The organism is Bacillus salacetis (assembly GCF_003581585.1).
In the GTDB taxonomy this organism is placed as follows: domain Bacteria; phylum Bacillota; class Bacilli; order Bacillales; family Bacillaceae_B; genus Rossellomorea; species Rossellomorea salacetis.
In genome coordinates this window covers 33,721-53,636 of record NZ_QXIR01000011.1, presented here as the reverse complement: position 1 = coordinate 53,636, position 19,916 = coordinate 33,721, and the positions used below count along the sequence as shown (strand labels likewise).

Below are 19,916 nucleotides of genomic sequence, written 5' to 3'. Positions count from 1 at the left end.
CTTGATTGATCGTCTTTTTTTATGCTGGTATTCTCTTAATGCATGCTTGCACCGAAAGGACCGTCCCCCTGTTTCGTCTTTTTCCTTTACCAGGCATCAAGTGTGAGAAACGATAAACTGAGCATTCCCAGAAAGTTCATAGTCTTCCACACCTTGCGGCAGGATGAAATGACTTCCCTTTTCAATGGAATAAGTCTTTTCACCGACCGTGATATCGGCATTTCCATCAATGACACTGACTTGCAGGAAGTCGCTGGAGAGTTTTTGTTCAGCTTTTCCGCTAAGTGTCCAATGATAAACGGTGAAGTATTTTTCTTCTACTAATTTTTTGGAGGTAAGGTCACCAGTAACCTCTGTCTCCTGGTTGGTGTCTGCCGGCTGATGAGGAACCGTTGTTACTTCTTTGGAGCGTTCCAAATGCAGTTCGCGCGTGCTGCCATGAGCATCGGTGCGATCGTAATCATAGACACGGTAGGTGATGTCAGAGCTTTGCTGGGTTTCAAGGATGACGATTCCCTTTCCGATTGCATGTATCGTGCCGCTCGGGACATAGACGAAATCACCAGCTTGGACTTTTTCCTTCTTTAGCAGGTCATCCCATTCTCCGTTATCGATCATCTTTTCCAATTCTTCACGTGTCCGGGCGTGATGGCCAAGGACAAGTTCAGCGCCCGGTTCTGCACTAAGCACGTACCAGCACTCCGTTTTACCGTAAGGCTGTCCTTCCACCTCTTGGGCGAACTGATCATTGGGATGAACCTGAACAGATAAATCATCATGTGCATCAAGGATTTTAACCAGCAGTGGATATTCTTCATTGTTATCCGCTTTTTTATTGAAAAGACTGCCATGGCTGTTCCAGGCATCTGCAAGCGTTTTTCCCTCTAAAGGTCCATTTTTAATCAGGCTTGGTCCGTTCGGATGAGCTGAGATGACCCATGCTTCTCCTGTTTTTTTATAGGGGATTTCATAATTGAATTCAGTATTCAGCTTTTGCCCCCCCCAGATTCTTTCCTGGAATACAGGCTGTAGAAAGATTGGTTCATTGTACATTGATGTTTCCTCCAGTTTTTCTTTATTCTATAAATAATAGTACCATACTTGCCGTAGAAGAAAGAATAAAGAGGGAAAAACACCTTTTATAAGTTATCGATAAATAAAATGTTAAGTAAAATATATATTCATTCACCCTTTCATCCGCTATAATATCTTAAAGAAAAGATATGAAGGGGGAAGCCTCATGAAAAACAAGCAAGGTGAGCCGTCTTTCGATTATGAATCCATGTTCAAGAATAATCGCGGGAAAAAGGAAAAGGTTTTTCACACCTTATATTTGATGTACAAAGGCCATTTTAAAAATATCGTATTATCTTTTTTCTTTTTCATCATTAAGCATTCACCTGTCTGGGTGATCCCGATTGTGACAGCCAACATGATCAATATTGCCAGTGAACCTGAACAGCATAATACGTCTGAGCTCTGGATCAATCTTGCGGTAGTGCTGGTGGTCATTGGCCAGAATATCTTATCGCAGGTAGCGCATGTCAGCTTTTTAAGCAAGGCATCCAGACATGTGGAAGCTGCCCTGAGGAGTACGATGGTGCGCAGGCTGCAGCATCTCTCCATTTCTTATCACAGTGATCTCCGGTCGGGAAGGCTTCAGTCAAAAGTTTTGAGAGATGTAGAGAACATCGAGACTCTTTCAAAACAATTTATGTTCACTTTTTCCGCGGCATTGACGAATGTGGCAGTGGCCATTGGAGTGACAGCTTATAAGAATGGATGGGTAGCGCTATTCTTTATCCTTGTGATTCCGGTTGCATTGCTGCTGGTGTTTGGTTTCAAGAAAAGTCTGCAGACAAAAAATAGGGATTTTCGTACAGAGATTGAAACCATGTCGGGGCAGGTGGCAGAAACCGTCACGATGATCCCCGTTACTAGGGCGCATGGCTTGGAAGACCTGGAGATCAAGAAAACCGACCATACTTTAAAGCAGTTAAAGGGAAAAGGGTATCGGCTTGATATGGCAGAAGCATTATTTGGTGCATCCGGTTGGGTCGTTTTCCAATCGTTTCAGATGTTCTGTCTCATCTTCACTGCACTTCTTGCTTATAATGGAGAAATTATGGTAGGGGACATCGCTATGTACCAGGCATACTTTACATCAATCCTTATGAGTGTCAATCAAATCATTAATGTTTTTCCCCAGTTGGCAAAAGGATATGAATCAGTCATCTCTGTATCAGAAGTACTGTTTTCAGATGAGGATGCCGAATACCAAGGAAAAAAGCACCTATCCTGGTTAAATGGGGAATACAGTTTTGAAAATGTCCACTTCAGTTATAAAGGGACGAGTAAGCACGTATTAAATAATTTCAACCTCAGCGTTAAACCTGGTGAGAGCATCGCCTTTGTCGGAGAATCGGGGGCGGGAAAATCAACTGTCCTGAGCATGGTGATTGGTTTTTACCGGCCGACTGAAGGCAGGATCGTGCTTGACGGTACGCCATTCGAAGAGTTGGACATGAAGAAATACAGGCAGAAGCTTGCTGTCGTCCCACAGAATACCGTCTTATTTTCCGGCACCATTAGGGAGAATATTGCGTATGGGGTGGAAAATGTTTCGGAAGAAGAAATTCAAAGGGTTGTAAAAATGGCGAACCTCCAAGACGTCATCAGCGAGATGCCTGAAGGTTTAGATACCCGCATCGGAGAGCATGGAGGGAAGCTTTCCGGAGGGCAGCGCCAGAGGATTGCAATCGCAAGGGCGCTCATCCGAAACCCAGAAGTGATCCTTCTCGATGAAGCAACCTCTGCTCTTGATAATGAATCAGAGTACAGGGTTCAGCAAGCCATACAGGAACTCATCAGGGGACGTACTACATTCATTGTCGCCCACAGACTTTCCACCATTCGCGACGCTGACCGTATCGTCGTTATGAAAGCCGGAAAATGTGTCGAAGTAGGCACCTATGAAGAGCTCATGGAAAAACAAGGGCACTTCCATAAACTGAAGCAGATGCAGAATTAAGATTTATGTTTGTACTTTAAGGGTTTAGTTTGCCTATAAAACTTTAGAACCTGATTGTAGTGTAAATCCTTTTCAATTTTAGAGTATTTAAACGATAAAAATGACAATGAAACGATTACAGGATCTTTATAAATAAGCTCTACAATGTATTTTCAAAAGCGTTGATTGGTGCGAAAGGTGTACGAGTTCCTGCGGGACTAGCGGGACTCGTCCAGATCCATCGGCCGAGGGTCCGTACCCACCGGAACGGACTTAGCGACTAGCAGATTTCGGTCTCTCTCCTTACGATAAGTCAACATCAACTCACTATGTTCGTTGTGTTTCCTATATCTCATGCGAGGGCCCTCCAATCTGTACGTCGCTGAACGGCCGCTTCCACTTTTTCTTCAATGCCCGCCCCGCAGATTCGTGCGCCTGGAGCGGAAATCCACTACTCTTTAAAAGAAACGGGACCCACAACCACAGTTCCCGTTTCTTTTAAAGGCATTACGCCCCAACTATATGAAATCGCTTTAATTATCATTGACAAAACCTCCATAGGAAAGTAACATAAATATTAAGTTATCGATAAACTAAATATCTGGGGGTTAATCGTTATGAACTGCTTAAGAGAGAGTATCAAGCAAGAGTTAATCAATCATATCCTCCCATTTTGGATGAACTTAAAAGATGAACAAATTGGAGGTTTTTTCGGAGAAGTGCGTTACGATTTGTCCGTCAATCATGAAGGAGATAAAGGCGGCATTGCAGCCTCCAGATTCCTTTGGTCATTTTCAGCGGCTTACCGCCACACCGGCAGTGAAGAGTACCTGGATTGCGCCAACCATGCCTATTCGTTTTTAAAGAATCATCTTTATGATGAAGAATTTGGAGGTTTATACTGGCTGCTTGATTATAAAGGGTGTCCCCTCGAGGACCAAAAGCATGTCTATACTCAATCATTCGGAATCTACGCCCTGAGTGAGTACTACCGGGCGACAGGCAATGAGGAAGCGCTGAAATACGCCAACAAACTGTTTGACCTGATAGAAGAAAAGGGATTCGGTGCCGATAACAATGCCTATAAGGAAGAGCTCGACCGCCAGTGGAATGAACTTCCGAATGAAAAGCTAAGCGAGAACGGCATCCTTGCTGAGATCACGACAAACACTCATCTTCATGTTCTGGAGGCTTATACAAACCTTTTCAACGCGTCTCCGACTGAGCGGATGAGAGAACGCCTGCAAAATTTGCTGGATATATTTTATGAGAAGATTTATTACAAAGAAACGAAGTTCCTAGGTGTTTTCTTTGATCGGAACTGGAATTCGATCTTGGATATCCAATCCTTTGGCCATGACATTGAAGCGAGCTGGCTCCTGGATGATGCCATCAAGGCATTGGGGCTTGAGGAAGAGCGCTACAATCAAATGGTGATCGATATAGCCTATAATATTGCTTCAACCGCGGTTCTTGAAGATGGATCGCTTGCGAATGAAGAGGTCAGGGATGAACGTGACCTGACGAAAATCTGGTGGGTACAGGCAGAAGCTGCAGTCGGTTTTCAGAATGCCTATCAGAGAACGAATGATGAAAAGTTCAAGGGGATTGTGGAAGGGTTATGGGCCTATATCAGCGGCAATATCGTCGATCCGCGTGAAGGCGGCGAGTGGTATTGGTCTGTGGAAGCGGACGGAACCCCTACAGAGAGATCGGTGGCAGAGCCGTGGAAGACTCCTTATCATAACACCAGATTTTGTCTAGAAATGATGGAAAGGTTGGATGACTGATGATACATGAAAAGTATTATGAACTGTTAGAGAAGCAAGAGGCATTTTTAAGCAGGAAGAACGAGAAGAAAACGGACTTTTACAATGGCATATATGACCGCTTTGAAAACCCGGTTGTAACCCGCCACCATGTTCCGCTGCACTGGCGCTTCGACTTGAATAAAGAAACCAATCCGTTTTTCCAGGAAAGATTGGGGATCAATGCGGCATTCAATCCAGGGGCACTTTATTTTGAAGGAAAATATTATCTTGTTGTCCGGACGGAAGGACTTGACCGTAAATCGATCTTCGCTCTGGCTGTGAGTGACAACGGAATGGATAACTTTCGCTTCGTAGATACTCCGCTTACATGGGAAGATATCGATAAAGAAGAAACAAATATGTATGATATGCGCCTTGTGCAGCACGAGGACGGCTGGATCTATGGGATCTACTGCTCGGAAAGCAAGGACCCTGAAGCACTGGAATTCGATACGTCAAGTGCCGTTGCTCAAGCAGGACTTGTTCGTACACGTGATTTGAAAAGCTGGGAAAGGCTTCCGAATATCGAGACGCCGTCACCGCAGCAGCGCAATGTCGTGCTTCATCCGGAGTTTGTTGAAGGAAAATATGCTTTCTATACACGCCCTCAGGATGGTTTCATCTCTACAGGAAAAGGCGGCGGAATCGCGTTTGGTTTATGCAGCGATATCCTTAACCCTGTCATCACTCATGAGGAAATCCTTGATGAGAAGAAGTACCATACGGTTTATGAAGTGAAGAATGGCCAGGGACCAGCACCGATCAAGACGGAAAAAGGCTGGATCCACATTGCTCATGGTGTAAGAAATACAGCAGCTGGTCTTCGTTATGTTCTCTACACATTTGCCACAAGCCTGGAAGACCCGGCGAAAGTGATCGCCAAGCCTGGCGGACACTTTATCGCTCCTTATGATGAAGAGAGAGTGGGGGATGTTTCGAACGTCATCTTCTGTAATGGTGCGGTTGTGAATGAAAACAATGATGTCTTCATTTATTACGCTTCAAGTGATACAAGGGTGCATGTGGCATTGATGACAGTGGACCGTCTGGTGGATTACACATTCAATACGCCTGAAGATCCATATCGTTCACTGGAATGTGCTCAGCAGCGAAAAGATTTGATTTTAAGGAACGAGACTCTTTTATCGGAAAACAAATAATATTTACCAGTTTTTGAAACAGCGGGCTGATGAAAACAACATAGAAATGACGGCAATTAACATGTATACTTGATAAGGTAAATAAAAACGTTTGCATTACTTAATGAAAGTATATATAGAGGGTCGCTCGGAGGAATTGAAGATGAAGAATAATGTAACAATGAGAGATATTGCCGATCAACTCGGCGTAAGCAGTGTGACTGTTTCAAAAGCGTTGAACGATAAAGAGGGTGTCAGCGAAGAACTGAAGCTGAAAATCAAGAATCTTGCTGAGGAATTGGGCTACCGTTACAATGCCGCAGCAAAGTCTATGAAAGAGGGATTATCCTATAATATAGGAGTGGTGATTCCGGAACGATTCACAGGCATCAATCAGTCCTTCTATCTGAATGTCTATCAAAGTATCACAAGAATATTGGAAAAGCAGGGCTATTACGGAATCCTTCATATTCTTAGCAGTGAAGATGAACGAAACCTTGTACTGCCGCGTATTTATTACGAGAGAAAAGTGGATGGCTTCATTGTTCTCGGACAGACAAGCAAGGAGTATATTGAAAAGATCCAGGGCATCGAGTTTCCAAAAGTTTTTCTGGATTTCTATGATGAGCATGCGGATATCGATTCTGTCATCACGGATAATTTCTACGGTTCTTATGAAATCACCAATTACCTGATCCAGACGGGACACCGGGATATTGCGTATGTTGGGAATCTGCATTCCACAAGCAGTATCCAGGACCGTTTCCTCGGGTACTATAAATCCTTGCTGGAACACCGGATTATACTCAAGCAGGAGCATATCCTCAATGACCGGGATGAAAAGGGGACCTATATTGATATCGACCTTCCAGACCAGCTGCCGACTGCCTTTGTCTGCAATTGCGATCAGGTCGCCCATAACCTGGTGCTGAAGCTCAAGAGCCGGGGAATTAATGTGCCGGAGGATTGTTCTGTTGTTGGTTTTGACAATGACATTTACGCGACAATCACAGATCCAACGCTGACGACGGTGGAAGTGGATGTGGAAGAAATGGCACAGAATGCAGTGAAATTCGTTATTGAAAAAGTAAAAAACAGTGAAAAGTCGTTCGGGCGCGTGCTTGTTAAAAGCAACATCGTATACAGGGAATCAGTCAAACCTCCAAAAAACAAGGTGAAATAGCCTTGTTTTTTTTCTGAAGACAGCATGATTTTTTAACAAGGCCAGAAAGGAATGAAGAAAGTGAAATCCAATGGCATTACGGTGTTTTTTCAATATATCTATAAGTTCTTTAAGGTTAGTTTTTACTTTTGGATCTACCTTTTGCGGGGGGCGGTCATCTACAGCTTGATTCCTGCCTTCAGTGCACTGTTCAAAACCGTGGAAGCCATTATGGAAGGGAAAGATGAAGAAAAAGTGAAGGCAGTATTCAAGGATGCCTATCATCGGTTCAACCGTTTTAAGTGGCAGTCCTTCCTTTTCAGCTTTTTGTTTATCGTACTCTATGTATCTTTGTATCTGTTGAACAAAAGCAGCGGCAGCCTTACTTTGATCTTGACGATTTTGGCACTATATTTTACGGTGCTGTTATCTGTCCTGTTTGTATATACAGTTCATTTGCTTGGGCAATCCCCATCTCTGCCTTTCGGAAAGGTGATCATCTTCTCGTTTGTCGAAAGCATCCGGCATTTCGCCGCTTCGTTATTCCTTTTGATTAGTTTAGGGGCCTTATTTTATTCGGCTCTGGCCAACTTGGCTTTCTTTTTTGTTTTTGCACCATTTCTTCTTGGCTTGGTTGTTTATTATGCGTTAATGAAAGTGAAGTTAGGAGATGCAGATTTGTAAAGTTAATCGATAACCCTACTTTCATATAAAGAAGGGTTATTTTTTAAGTATAGTAAATTTGTAGAGGGAGAGTAAGAATATTCGCTGACATATCCATAACCCAGAATTATTTAGGAGAGAAAATTACTATTCCAAGCAGAAGTATCTAAGTGGGATGGAGATAGATGTGATTTCAGAAAATTCTTAATTATAAAAAGTCATTGACAAGTAACCGTTTTCATCATAAAATTAATTTATACCTTAACGGTAACTTAACAAAAACGAGAGAGGGGTTAATACAATGAAGAAAAACAAGTTAATATTATTCTTCATGTCTATCTTGTTAGTAGTCTCTGGTTTCCTTGCTGGATGTTCTTCGAATGAGGCGGGATCCGATTCTGGTGATGATGATGGGAAAGTAGAAGGGGAAATCACAGTTATCACTCAGAGAACAGATATTGTTGATACTGTGTTCAAAGATTATGCTGCAAAATTCCAGGAAGAGTATCCTGATGTAGAGGTCAACTTTGAGGCGCTGGCTGACTATGAAGGTCAAATCATGCCTCGTATGAATACAGGGGATTATGGTGATGTGCTCTTGATCCCGACGTCCATTCCAATTGAAGATATTCCTGATTTCTTCGAGCCGCTAGGTGATGTGGAAGAAATGCAGGAGGAATATATGGCGATTGATGAAAGAGCGGTTGGCGGTAAGGTGTATGGTATTCCGATCGCGGTTAACTATTCTGGTATCGTTTATAACAAATCGGTTTTTGAAGAAGCGGGTATTTCTGAATTGCAGTTTACTCCTGATGAATTCTTGAAAGCGCTTGAAGCCGTTAAAGAAAAAACAGATGCGATTCCGCTTTACACAAACTATGCTGCAGGCTGGACACTGACTCAGTGGGAATCTGCATTAGCAACAGTTGCTGGAGATCCTGACTATGTCAATATCACTCAGCCAAATACGGATGATAACTTTGTGCCTGGCGAGCCTCATTATGAGCTTTATAAAGTAATGTATGATGTAGCGAATAAAGGGTTGATCGAGAAAGATCCACTTACAACAGATTGGGAAACATCCAAGCAAATGCTTGCTGATGGTGATATTGCCACAATGGTTCTTGGGTCGTGGGCAATTGGTCAGATTAAAGCTTTGACTGATACACCTGAAGATATCGGATATATGCCTTTCCCTACTAATGCTGAAAAGGTTCTCTTCCCATTGTCAGCTGATTATAACCTTGCTGTGAATGTAAACAGTGAAAATAAAGCTGCTGCTAAGGCTTGGGTTGATTTCTTCATCAACGAATCCGGTTACCCGACTGAGCAGGCATTCGGCTTGAGCCCGGCTAAAGATGCTCTGCTTCCTGATGCTTTGAGTGAATTCGAAGGAACTGGAATTGAATTCGAAACATTGACTCCTGCTGAAGAAGGCCAGGAAGGTCTTGTGGATGCGATCGATAAGGAAGCCGAAATCGGTCTTTGGACTGAAGACTTCAAGAAACGTATCGTTGAAGCCGCAATCGGAAATACAGATGAAACGTATGATGAAATCATGAAAGATCTTAATGAAGATTGGGTAAAAGCAAGAGAAAAAGTAGCAGAATAAAGGATTTGGCTCATCACAATGATGAATAAGGGAATTTGCACCTCGTGTGCAACTTCCCTTATATACTTTTTGCATCAAAGTGGTACGCCTTAATAGGGAGGTGCCAAGGTTGTTTTCGAACTTAACCTATAAAACTCAGAGAATATTAATCATATTAGCTTTTTCATTAATACCAGTTGTGCTGCTTGTGACATTCGCTTATCTGCCGGTAGCCAACATGTTCTATTACAGCTTTACGGACTGGAACGGGTTCAGCAAAACGAAGGACTTGGTGGGATTCGAGAACTATGTTTCCTTGTTTACAGACCCTGAATACTTCTATGTCTTTGTTGTCAGTTTGTATTACTTTGCGGCGACATTCCTGCAAATGGGAATCGCGTTGTTCTTTGCCACCATCTTGAGCTTCAATGCGCGCTTCAAAAACTTTTTTAAAGGGGTATTATTCTTCCCATATTTACTTAACGGTGTAGCCATCGGGTTCATGTTCCTGATTTTCTTCAGGCCTGAAGGAACTCTTGATACACTCATGAATTGGATCGGGCTTGGAGAATATGCTCAATTATGGCTCGGGAATCCTGATATCATCAATATCTCCCTTGCCGGGACATCGATCTGGCGTTACATGGGCTTTAACTTCATCATCTTCCTGGGTGCCATTTCTTCCATCCCGAAAGATGTGTATGAAGCAGCTGATATCGACGGAGCGAACAAGTGGCAGCAATTCAGGTTCATTGTGCTGCCAAGCATCAAGCGTATCGTGCAATTGAATCTGATCCTCGCGATCAGCGGGGCGATCAGTGCTTTCGAAATTCCGTTCATCATGACCGGCGGTTCAAATGGAAGTGAAACGTTCGTTATCCAGACAGTCGATATCGCGTTTAAATACGGAAAAATCGGTCTGGCTTCAGCAATGGCGGTCGTTTTGTTATTCATTGTCGTGATTGTGACGCTAATCCAGAAAAGTGCATTTAAGGAGGACTAGAAAGTGAAGACATCAACCACTTTTTTCAATATACTTAAATATTTGGCTCTCATTCTGGGTGCGTTTACTGCATTGCTTCCAATCGTTGTTGTATTCTTTGCTTCATTCAAATCGAGCTCCGAATATTCCAGCACGAGCCCTTTGACGCCTCCGGAAAACTGGTTCAACTTTGAGAACTATACAAGAGCATTTATCGAAGGAAATATGCTTGTCGGCTTTATGAATACAGCAATCATCCTGGTTATCTCCATCATCGGGGCAACCTTGACGGGATCAATGATTGCCTTTGTTCTGCACAGGTTCAAGTTCAAAGGGAGTTCCCTCCTGATGGGGGCCTTTTTGCTGGCAACGTTGATTCCTGCTGTAACGACACAGGTGGCGACATTCCAGATTATCTCTGATTTAGGATTGTTCAACACAAGATGGGCAGCCATCATTCTTTACACAGGAACGGATATCATCGCGGTATATATCTTCCTGCAGTTCATGGATTCAATTTCGGTTTCACTTGATGAATCAGCAATGCTGGATGGTGCTTCTTACTTCACCATCTATCGTAAGATCATCCTGCCTTTGCTGAAACCGGCAATCGTAACGGTTATCATTGTAAAAGGTGTCAATGTTTACAACGATTTCTATACGCCGTTCCTTTACATGCCGAAACCAGATCTGCAAGTGATCTCAACCGCCTTGTTTAAATTCAAGGGACCATACGGGTCACAATGGGAAGTTATATCTGCCGGAATCATGATTGCGATCATTCCGACAATCATTATCTTCCTGGCATTACAAAAGCATATCTATAACGGATTCACAGACGGTTCCGTGAAATAAAGGTTTCCTGAGTGCCGGACAGACCGATCACGTTCGCGATGGCGGGTGCTGATGGATTCGGTGAAAAGAGAAGGAAAAAGGGGACTGACAGATGCGCGGGTCAGCCCTTTGTTTTTTGGCTGTTTGAGCCATAAGCGTACTTTAAGGAGGAGTGGAAATGGAATTCATCAAAGGGTTTACGTACGGTTGGATGGCTCGCAAAGGGGACTTTGAGAAGCCTGAAGCCAAAGATTCCATGAGATTATTAAAAGAACGGACAAATACAGAAACAGCGATCATTTCCTTGGCGGCCCTGCAGGATACTGCCCACAGTACTGAAATTGATTATACAGGTGATCACATGGTTTCTGATGAAGAGCTGGAGGATATGATCTCCTACGCACAGTCACTTGGTATGGATGTCATCTTGAAGCCGACAGTCAACTGCAAGGATGGTACATGGAGGGCGCATATCAATTTCTTCGATATCGATGTCCCATGTGAACCAAAGTGGCGGGACTGGTTCAAGAGCTATACAGAATATCAGCTGCACTACGCTAAAATTCCCGAAGCAACCGGTTGCACGATGTTCATCGTCGGCTGTGAAATGGTCCAGACAGAAAGACGCGCCAAAGAATGGCGCCAGCTGGTCGAAGATGTGCGTAAGGTGTATAACGGAAGCATCACGTACAACACTGATAAATATCAGGAAGCCAATGTGAAGTGGTGGGATGCCGTCGATGTCATTTCCTCCAGCGGCTACTATCCAATAAATGACTGGGATAACCAGTTGGACCGCATTGAAAAAATCATCAAGCCTTACAACAAACCGTTCTTCTTTGCGGAAGCAGGCTGTCCAAGCCGTTCGAATTCACCATATGTGCCAAATGATTGGGGGCTGGAAGGCGAAACGGATATGAAAGCCCAGGAAGATTTTTATAAAGTGATGTTTGAAAAAACAAGCAAGAGAGACTGGGTCCAAGGTTTCGGATTATGGGACTGGAAAGCGATTCTTCATAGTGAAGCAGAAGCCGAAAGCAATGATGAGTATGCCGTGTTCGGTAAGCCTTCTGAGAAAGTGATCAAAGACTATTATCAAAGTGTGAAGCCTGACCGGGTGCTTGCAGCAACGGAATAAAACGTAAAAGCATTATTGGAGCGGCTCTTTCATCGGGAAAGGGCCGTTTTTAAAAAAATAGTAATCTAGTGTTGCAGGCCAATGAGTTCGGGAAAATGCGGGGATGTTGGCCCAATAAGCGTGTAAATGGGCCGATGAGTTCAGCAGAAACCGGTGATGTTGGCCCAATAAGCGTCTAAATGGGCCAATGAGATCACCGAAGAGAGAGGATGCTGGCCCGATAAGGGGTTAAATGGGCCAATGAGATTGATGAAAACCGAGGATGTTGGTCCAATAAGCGTCTAAATGGGCCAATGAGATCGTCGGAAAAAGAGGATGTTGGCCCAATAAGTATCTAAATGGGCCGGCCGGTAAGAATAGGCCCCCAAAATCAAAAAACAAACTTCCCTCAACCCCACGGAATATTCTCTCTCTTAACAAGGCTCTGCTAGTCAATATTGTTGATACAAGATGTTTTGGGTTCATGAACTATTTAGAAGACATCACTCCAATTAAGAACCTAAAGATGCTGGATAATCCATTTTCTGGTCCATTAATTCCGGTGAAAACCAATCCGGGAATTGTTATGAAAAGTGATGCGTCTAATTTACAATGGAGACTTATTTCCTCTGGGGTGACTGGAGTGGAAGTCAACTTACTCTTCGAAAAAACAAAAATACTCTTTAATAGAACCTATTACAATGAAAATAATAGTGTGATTACATATAAAATTTACCCAGGAGGATGAGTTATGCAGAAGCTGGATTTGAACGGCAAATGGAGCATGAGATGTACAACAGAAGACTATGAGATTGAAGCGAATGTTCCTGGTTCGGTCATGAATGATTTGCTGTCGAATGAGATGATTGACGATCCATTTTACCGTGATAATGAAGATGAGGCGTTAGTCATCGCTTCGAAAGATTACCTGTATGAACGTGAATTTAACATCGGAGAAGCTTTTCTTCAGGAGGATTCCGTAAAGATTCAGTTTGAGGGACTTGATACACTGGCTGATATCCGCCTGAATAGTCAGCTTCTCGCCAGTACCAATAATATGCACCGCACCTATGAGTTCGAGGTCAAGCATCTTCTTATGACCGGAGTCAATAAGATCTCCGTGCTTCTGAAGTCGCCCGTCAACTATATTAAGGAAAAGCAACAGGAAACCCCGCTTTGGGGAGTTCCTGACGCGGTTGAAGGGTACCCTCATTTGCGGAAAGGGCACAGTATGTTCGGATGGGATTGGGGACCGAAGATTCCGGACCTTGGGATTTGGCGGAATGTATCGCTTCTCGCCTATTCAAAAGGCAGGCTGGACGATGTATATCTTACCCAGAAACATGAAAAAGGGTCGGTTGAAATGGGTGTCAGGGTTCGGATGGAAGAGCTTACAAGTGCAAACTTTGAGCTTCACGTACGGGTGACAGACCCTGATGGGGAAGTTTCCGGGACGACTGTGAAAGGGGCAGCTGGAGAGGAAAATTTTACCTTTATGATCGATTCACCACAGCTTTGGTGGCCGAACGGTTATGGAGACCAGCCTTTGTATGATGTGGATGTAAAGCTTCTGGCTGATGGCAGGGAAGTTCATCAGCAGCGATTGAAGACGGGGCTCAGGACAGTTGCAGTTAAGCATGAAAAAGATCAGTGGGGGAAATCGTTTGAATTTGAAGTGAACGGTCTCAGTCTTTTTGCTATGGGAGCGAACTATATTCCGGAAGATAACCTCCTGGCCCGCAACTCGAAAGCAAAGACGGAACGCCTGATCGAGGATTGTGTGGACGCGAACTTCAATATGATCCGTGTCTGGGGTGGAGGGATTTACCCTGAAGATTATTTTTATGAGTTATGTGATCGTCACGGGTTGATTGTCTGGCAGGATTTCATGTTCGCCTGCAGCATGTATGAGTTGAATGACGAATTTAAGGAAACGGTGACACATGAGGTTAGGGATAATATGAAGCGCCTGCGCCATCATGCGAGCCTTGGCCTTTGGTGCGGAAACAATGAAGTGGAAGAAGCATGGGAGTACTGGGGGGATATGCCCAAGGATCCTAAGCATAAAGCGGATTATATCAAAATCTTTGAATATATCATTCCGGAAATCGCCAAGGAAGTGGACCCGCACACCTTTTACTGGCCATCTTCACCATCTTCAGGCGGAGGATTCAATGAACCGCGCAATCCGGATGAAGGCGATATGCACTACTGGGAGGTCTGGCACGGCCTTAAGCCGTTCACGGAATATGAAAAATTTCACTTCCGCTTTTGTTCGGAATTCGGCTTTCAATCGTTTCCTTCCTTAAAAACGATCAAGACATTTACGGAGCCGGAAGACCGCAATATTTTTTCCTATGTAATGGAAAAACACCAAAAGAACGGGGCGGCAAACGGGAAGATCCTCTTCTATCTATCGGAAAACTTCTTGTATCCGAAGGACTTTGATTCCCTTCTTTACGCTTCACAACTGCTTCAAGCGGAAGCCATCAAATACGGGGTCGAACACTGGAGAAGGAACCGGGGCCGCTGCATGGGTTCCCTTTATTGGCAGCTTAATGACTGCTGGCCTGTCGCTTCCTGGAGTTCCCTTGATTATTTCGGCCGCTGGAAGGCGCTTCATTACTTTGCCAAGAAATTTTATTCTCCTGTCCTCATGTCTTTAAGGGAAGATGGATCAGCGGTGGAAGTTCATGTGACGAATGATTCCAGGGAAGATGTGAAGGCCCGGATACAATGGAAACTTCGGACAAATACTTCAGAAGTATTGAAGGAAGGCGTCATTGAATCAGAGGTTGGCAGCTTATCGGCGGAATTATGCGAGCGGTTGGATTTTACGGAAGAGTTAAAAAGGGAATCCAAAAGAAAGGTCTATCTTGAATGCACCATTTTCATTGATGGAAAGCAGGTCAATGTGACCACCCTGCTTTTCACTAAGCCAAAACATTTTGCGTTTATCAATCCGGAAATCAGTGTAGAAGTGGAAGAAACTGAAGAAATGTTTGAACTGACTTTGAAGTCGCAGGCATTTGCCAAGTACGTGGAAATGGATTTGGCTGAGGCTGATTGTGTCTTCAGTGAAAACTATTTTGATTTATCGGCGGGAACAGCAAAAATAGTGACAGTGGAAAAAAGCCGCATGAGCAGTGAACTTGATTTGACAGCATTAAAAGCACAGGTAAAGGTGAGAAGCATTTTTGATATTGGTGAAAAAAACTGATTTGCAAGGTGCAGGAATTTTTAAAAATCGGATGGTGATGCAGCAATGTCTATAAAAATCGGAATTGATCTAGGAGGAACGAACGTCCGTGCAGCAATCGTCGAGACGGATGGGGCAGTCAGCAAAATCATTCAGGAAAGCACGGAAGCGGAATTGGGGTATGCCCATACTGTCGACAAGATGTTCCGGATGGTCGAAGAACTTTCAGGCGGGGAGCTGATATCTGGAATCGGAATCGGCTCTCCCGGTCCCCTCGATCCGAAGAGGGGGATCATCCTCAGTCCTCCGAATCTGCCGGGATGGGATGATGTTCCGCTTGTCCAGATGTTCAAAGAACGTTTACGGACAGACGTGAAGTTGAATAACGATGCCAATGTGGCAGCGCTAGCTGAAGCAAGAGCAGGAAGCGGCAAAGGAAGCAGCAGTGTTTTTTATATCACCATCAGCACTGGAATCGGCGGAGGATTGGTGATTCATGACCAGATATTCAATGGAGCTCAAGGATATGCCGGAGAAGTCGGCAACATGATCATCCAGCCTGGAGGCTATCGCCATGCGAACCTTAATAGAGGTTCATGGGAAGGCCACGCAAGCGGGACCGCTATCGGACGGATCGGCCGGGAACGGTTGGGAATCACGGGAGGTGCCGAGGAGGTCTTCCGTCTTGCTGAGAATGGGAATGCCGAGGCACAGGCGATTATTGAAGAAACAGTTGATTACCTTGCGGCTGGGATTGCGAATATCGCCCACACGATCAACCCTGAAGTCTTTGTGCTAGGCGGAGGCGTCATGAAATCGGAAAAGCTTGTCCTTCATCTTCTGAGAGAGAAGGTAAAGGAATATTTGTATCCGGAATTGGCTCGTACGATTGACATCCGCCCTGCATTGCTAGGCGGAAATGCGGGTGTGATTGGCGCTTCCCTGCTGATTGAATAAGGGGATTCACTGAAAAGAGGAGGAGTTACTGATATGACGTACAAACCGTTTTCTGAAAGATATACTCATATGACCTACAACCGTTTAGGTAATAGCGGGCTGAAGGTGCCGGCGATATCATTAGGGCTTTACCGCAATTTCGGCGAAACGGATGATTTTGCTGCTGCAAGAGACATGATTACGGCAGCGTTTGATCTGGGCATCACTCATTTTGATCTGGCGAATAACTACGGAGAGCCGTCCGGGAGTGCGGAAAAGACGTTCGGCAGGATTTTAAAAGAAGAGTTGGCAGGCTATCGGGATGAACTGTTGATCGCGACGAAGGCCGGGTATGATATGTGGCCTGGTCCTTACGGGGAATGGGGTTCCCGTAAATATATGCTTTCCTCCCTTGACCAGAGCCTCCTGCGCCTTGGACTTGATTATGTCGATATCTACTATTCTCATCGATTTGATCCTGATACCCCCCTTGAAGAAACAGCCGGAGCGCTTGATACAGCGATTCGGCAGGGGAAAGTTTTATATGCAGGAATTTCGAATTACCCTGCCGAGGCCACGACGAAAATGATTGAACTGTTCCGGGAAATGAGGACTCCATTTGTTTCCCATCAACCCAATTATTCTATGTTTTTGCGCCATGCCGAAGAAGAATTATTTCCGGCGCTTTCTGATGGCGGGATCGGGGCTATTGTATTCCAGCCCCTCTACCAGGGTCTGTTGACAACCAAGTATTTCGAAGGCATACCTTCTGATTCACGGGTCGCCAAAGGGGTGGATTCCATTTCTGCGGATCAAGTGACAGAGGATCGTGTTCAGAAGGTCCGTGAATTGAAACATATGGCTGATGAACGGGGACAGACGGTGGCCCAGCTTGCGATTGCCTGGTCGTTGCGGAATGATGTGGTGGCATCAGCGTTAATCGGAGCCAGCCGCACTGAACAGGTCATCGAAAATGTGAAAGCCTTGGATAATCTATCATTCTCACAAGAAGAATTAACGGCAATCGATTCTATTTTAAAAGGTTAGGAAGGGATGAAACCGTGAATATTGATATGCCTTTATCAGAACTGAAAACATATAAAGGGTCAAGCCCAAGACCATCGGATTTTGATGCTTACTGGGAGAGAGCACTGGCGGAGGCGGAAGAGCTTTCGCTGGAGTATGAGCTTGTTCCGGCTGATATCCTGACTCCGATGGCAGAATGCTATCATTTATATTTTACCGGTGCAGGCGGGGCAAAGATCCATTGTAAATTTGTAAAACCTAAAGCAGGCAAGGCGTCTGGAGCAGGACTTGTCCAGTTCCACGGCTATTCGGTGGACAGCGGGGATTGGTCGGAAAAAATCAACTTCGCCGCCCATGGCTTGACGGTGCTGTCACTTGATTGCAGGGGACAGGGCGGACTTTCGGAGGACAATCTTGCTGTTAAAGGAACGACCCTCAGGGGACATATCATCCGCGGCCTTGATGACCCGGACCCTGATAAATTTTATTATCGGAATGTATTTCTGGATACGGTGCAGGCGGCAAGGATTCTAATGTCGCTCGATGAAGTGGATCCGGACCGTATCAGTGTGTTCGGCATTTCCCAGGGGGGAGCGCTTGCTGTGGCTTGTGCGGCACTGGAGCCCCGGATCAAGCAGGCGATAGCTGTGTATCCTTTTTTAAGTGATTATAAACGAGCCTGGGAAATGGACATCAATAATTCTGCCTATGCCGAAATTGCTGAGTATTTCCGAAACTTTGATCCCCACCATGATCGGGAAGAGGAGATCTTCACCAAGCTCGGATATATCGATATTCAGAATCTGGCTGAAAGAATACAGACCAAAGTATTATGGGTGACAGGAATGATTGATGCTGTCTGTCCTCCTTCCACTCAATTTGCCGCTTATAACAAGATTGGATCAGAGAAAGAGCTGCTGCTCTACCATGAGTTCGGCCATGAGTTCCTGCCGCATCTTTCTGACAGGGCTTTGAAAATGCTCTTGGAAATATAAGTTACCTTTTATTAATAGAACGAACATGGAAGAAGGAGAACGGCCAAATGCTTAAGCGCTTAAGGGGAGACCCTGATTTTTATAAACGAATGTTTTCACTGGCCATTCCCATCGCTCTCCAAACTTTATTGATTTCTTCCCTCAATATGGTCGACTCTCTGATGATCGGCCAATTGGGAGTGGATAGCATCGCTGCTGTGGGAGTAGGGAACAAAATCACGACCATCCTGATTCTGATCCTTCAGGGATTTGGAACCGGTGCTGCTATTTTTTCAGCGCAGTACTGGGGAAGGAAAGATCTTTTCGGGATCAAGAAGATTTTGTTTCTTACGTTTTCCATTGTGACGATTTTCTCGCTGTTATTTACGTTTGTAATTCTATTTTTCACGGATTCATTCATCCATATCTTCACGAGTGATTCGCAAGTCGTTGCTTTGGGCGGGAATTATTTACGGATCGTCGCCTTCAGCTATTTTGTCACGGCCCTGACTGTCCTTTTCTCAACGGTGCTGAAATCGATGGGCGAAGTAAAAAGGCCGCTTTACGTGGCAGTGATAGCCATCGGCTTGAATACACTGCTGAATTATGGTCTGATATTCGGCCATTTCGGGTTCGCCGAGCTTGGTGTGGAAGGTGCTGCTATTGCGACCGTTATCGCCCGGACAGTGCAGGCGTTATTGCTGTTCGTGTTAATTCAGAAGGCGCTCTCCCTCAGTGTTCAGGATTTCCGCTGGAGTACAATGAGCGACGCAGCCCTTATGAAGAGATACTTTGTCATTACCATTCCGTCCATTATCAATCATGCACTGTGGACGGTTGGGGAAACCTCCTATTTCTGGGTGTATGCGCAAATGGGGACAGCGGAGCTTGCCGCCGCGACACTCATCGATCCGCTTCTGTTTATTTTCATGGCGCTGTTCATCGGGTTGAGTGATGCTTCCACCGTAATGGTCGGAAATAGCATTGGTGATAACCGGAACGATGATGCTCTTCAATATGCCAAGCAGTTCCTGTCTTTGACTTTTGGTATGTCGATCATAGCGGGAATCGGTGTCCTGGTGATATCCCCATTTTTCATTTCCATCTATAATGTGACCGACTTTGTGCGCGAGCAGGCTGTGATGATTTTATATGTCTATGCCTTTCTCGTGACCGGAAAGATGCTGAATATGGTGAATAATATCGGCGTATTAAGAGCGGGAGGAGATACCAGGTTTGTCCTTTACCTCGATGTGCTCGGGGTATGGGGAGTGGGGCTTCCCCTTGCTTTGCTTGGCGCATTTGTCTGGGAGCTGCCGATCTATCTTGTGTTCGGGTTAGCAAACTCCCATGAATTCGTAAGGGCGATTGTCGGGATCAAAAGGACCTTCTCGCAAAAATGGATTAATAATGTGATAGATACAGAGAATACAGCTCGGCCAGTAACCGCTGTGAATGAATAGGAGGAGATA

Annotated in this window: 17 protein-coding genes; 15 read left to right on the top strand and 2 right to left on the bottom strand. The window is 44.7% G+C overall.

Translation table 11 applies throughout. From position 1 onward, the window contains the following. Window positions 1-96: 96 nt before the first annotated feature. Window positions 97-1,053, bottom strand: coding sequence for a mannose-6-phosphate isomerase, class I (gene manA, locus D3H55_RS09800; protein ID WP_119546733.1), 957 nt, complete (start codon window positions 1,051-1,053; stop codon window positions 97-99). A gap of 187 nt (window positions 1,054-1,240) precedes the next feature. On the opposite strand from manA, the gene D3H55_RS09795 reads away from it, so the two are divergent. After that, window positions 1,241-3,031, top strand: a complete 1,791-nt coding sequence (locus D3H55_RS09795) for an ABC transporter ATP-binding protein (RefSeq protein ID WP_119546732.1) — start codon at window positions 1,241-1,243, stop codon at window positions 3,029-3,031. 197 nt (window positions 3,032-3,228) lie between these two features. Here D3H55_RS09795 and D3H55_RS24180 read toward each other — a convergent pair whose 3' ends face one another. Then, the gene (locus D3H55_RS24180; RefSeq protein ID WP_168413026.1) at window positions 3,229-3,366 is read right to left on the bottom strand and encodes a hypothetical protein; all 138 of its coding nucleotides are present in this window, start codon (window positions 3,364-3,366) and stop codon (window positions 3,229-3,231) included. A 261-nt stretch (window positions 3,367-3,627) separates the two neighbouring features. On the opposite strand from D3H55_RS24180, the gene D3H55_RS09790 reads away from it, so the two are divergent. The 14 genes from D3H55_RS09790 to D3H55_RS09725 all read left to right on the top strand — a co-directional run bounded on the left by D3H55_RS09790 (window position 3,628) and on the right by D3H55_RS09725 (window position 19,907). Then, window positions 3,628-4,800: an AGE family epimerase/isomerase gene (locus D3H55_RS09790; protein ID WP_119546731.1), complete on the top strand. Its 1,173-nt coding sequence runs from the start codon at window positions 3,628-3,630 to the stop codon at window positions 4,798-4,800. Beyond that, window positions 4,800-5,981: a glycoside hydrolase family 130 protein gene (locus D3H55_RS09785; protein ID WP_119546730.1), complete on the top strand. Its 1,182-nt coding sequence runs from the start codon at window positions 4,800-4,802 to the stop codon at window positions 5,979-5,981. Before D3H55_RS09790 ends, D3H55_RS09785 begins: the two co-directional genes overlap by 1 nt. A 142-nt stretch (window positions 5,982-6,123) precedes the next feature. Then, window positions 6,124-7,143 (top strand): substrate-binding domain-containing protein, encoded by a 1,020-nt coding sequence (locus tag D3H55_RS09780; RefSeq protein ID WP_119546729.1) that lies wholly within the window; start codon window positions 6,124-6,126, stop codon window positions 7,141-7,143. Window positions 7,144-7,194: 51 nt separating this feature from the next. Beyond that, entirely contained in the window at window positions 7,195-7,806 is a 612-nt protein-coding gene (locus tag D3H55_RS09775) for a YesL family protein (protein ID WP_119546728.1), read from the top strand. A 280-nt stretch (window positions 7,807-8,086) separates the two neighbouring features. Continuing rightward, on the top strand, window positions 8,087-9,397 hold the full coding sequence (locus D3H55_RS09770) for an ABC transporter substrate-binding protein (protein ID WP_119546727.1): 1,311 nt from the start codon (window positions 8,087-8,089) through the stop codon (window positions 9,395-9,397). Window positions 9,398-9,506: 109 nt separating this feature from the next. Then, a complete protein-coding gene (locus tag D3H55_RS09765) occupies window positions 9,507-10,379 on the top strand; it encodes a carbohydrate ABC transporter permease (RefSeq protein WP_119546726.1) in 873 nt (290 codons plus the stop codon). A gap of 3 nt (window positions 10,380-10,382) precedes the next feature. Beyond that, window positions 10,383-11,213 (top strand): carbohydrate ABC transporter permease, encoded by an 831-nt coding sequence (locus tag D3H55_RS09760; RefSeq protein ID WP_119546725.1) that lies wholly within the window; start codon window positions 10,383-10,385, stop codon window positions 11,211-11,213. Window positions 11,214-11,370: 157 nt separating this feature from the next. Continuing rightward, complete coding sequence (locus D3H55_RS09755; RefSeq protein WP_119546724.1) at window positions 11,371-12,330, top strand: glycoside hydrolase family 113; 960 nt, start codon at window positions 11,371-11,373, stop codon at window positions 12,328-12,330. A gap of 463 nt (window positions 12,331-12,793) precedes the next feature. Then, window positions 12,794-13,057 (top strand): hypothetical protein, encoded by a 264-nt coding sequence (locus tag D3H55_RS09750; RefSeq protein ID WP_119546723.1) that lies wholly within the window; start codon window positions 12,794-12,796, stop codon window positions 13,055-13,057. A gap of 3 nt (window positions 13,058-13,060) precedes the next feature. Next, entirely contained in the window at window positions 13,061-15,529 is a 2,469-nt protein-coding gene (locus D3H55_RS09745) for a beta-mannosidase (RefSeq protein ID WP_119546722.1), read from the top strand. A 45-nt stretch (window positions 15,530-15,574) separates the two neighbouring features. Further along, the gene (locus tag D3H55_RS09740; RefSeq protein ID WP_119546721.1) at window positions 15,575-16,465 is read left to right on the top strand and encodes an ROK family protein; all 891 of its coding nucleotides are present in this window, start codon (window positions 15,575-15,577) and stop codon (window positions 16,463-16,465) included. 33 nt (window positions 16,466-16,498) lie between these two features. After that, window positions 16,499-17,491, top strand: a complete 993-nt coding sequence (locus tag D3H55_RS09735; RefSeq protein WP_119546720.1) for an aldo/keto reductase — start codon at window positions 16,499-16,501, stop codon at window positions 17,489-17,491. Between the two features lie 26 nt (window positions 17,492-17,517). Beyond that, entirely contained in the window at window positions 17,518-18,465 is a 948-nt protein-coding gene (locus D3H55_RS09730) for an alpha/beta fold hydrolase (RefSeq protein WP_420808741.1), read from the top strand. Between the two features lie 47 nt (window positions 18,466-18,512). Next, the gene (locus tag D3H55_RS09725; protein WP_119546718.1) at window positions 18,513-19,907 is read left to right on the top strand and encodes an MATE family efflux transporter; all 1,395 of its coding nucleotides are present in this window, start codon (window positions 18,513-18,515) and stop codon (window positions 19,905-19,907) included. Window positions 19,908-19,916 lie beyond the last annotated feature (9 nt).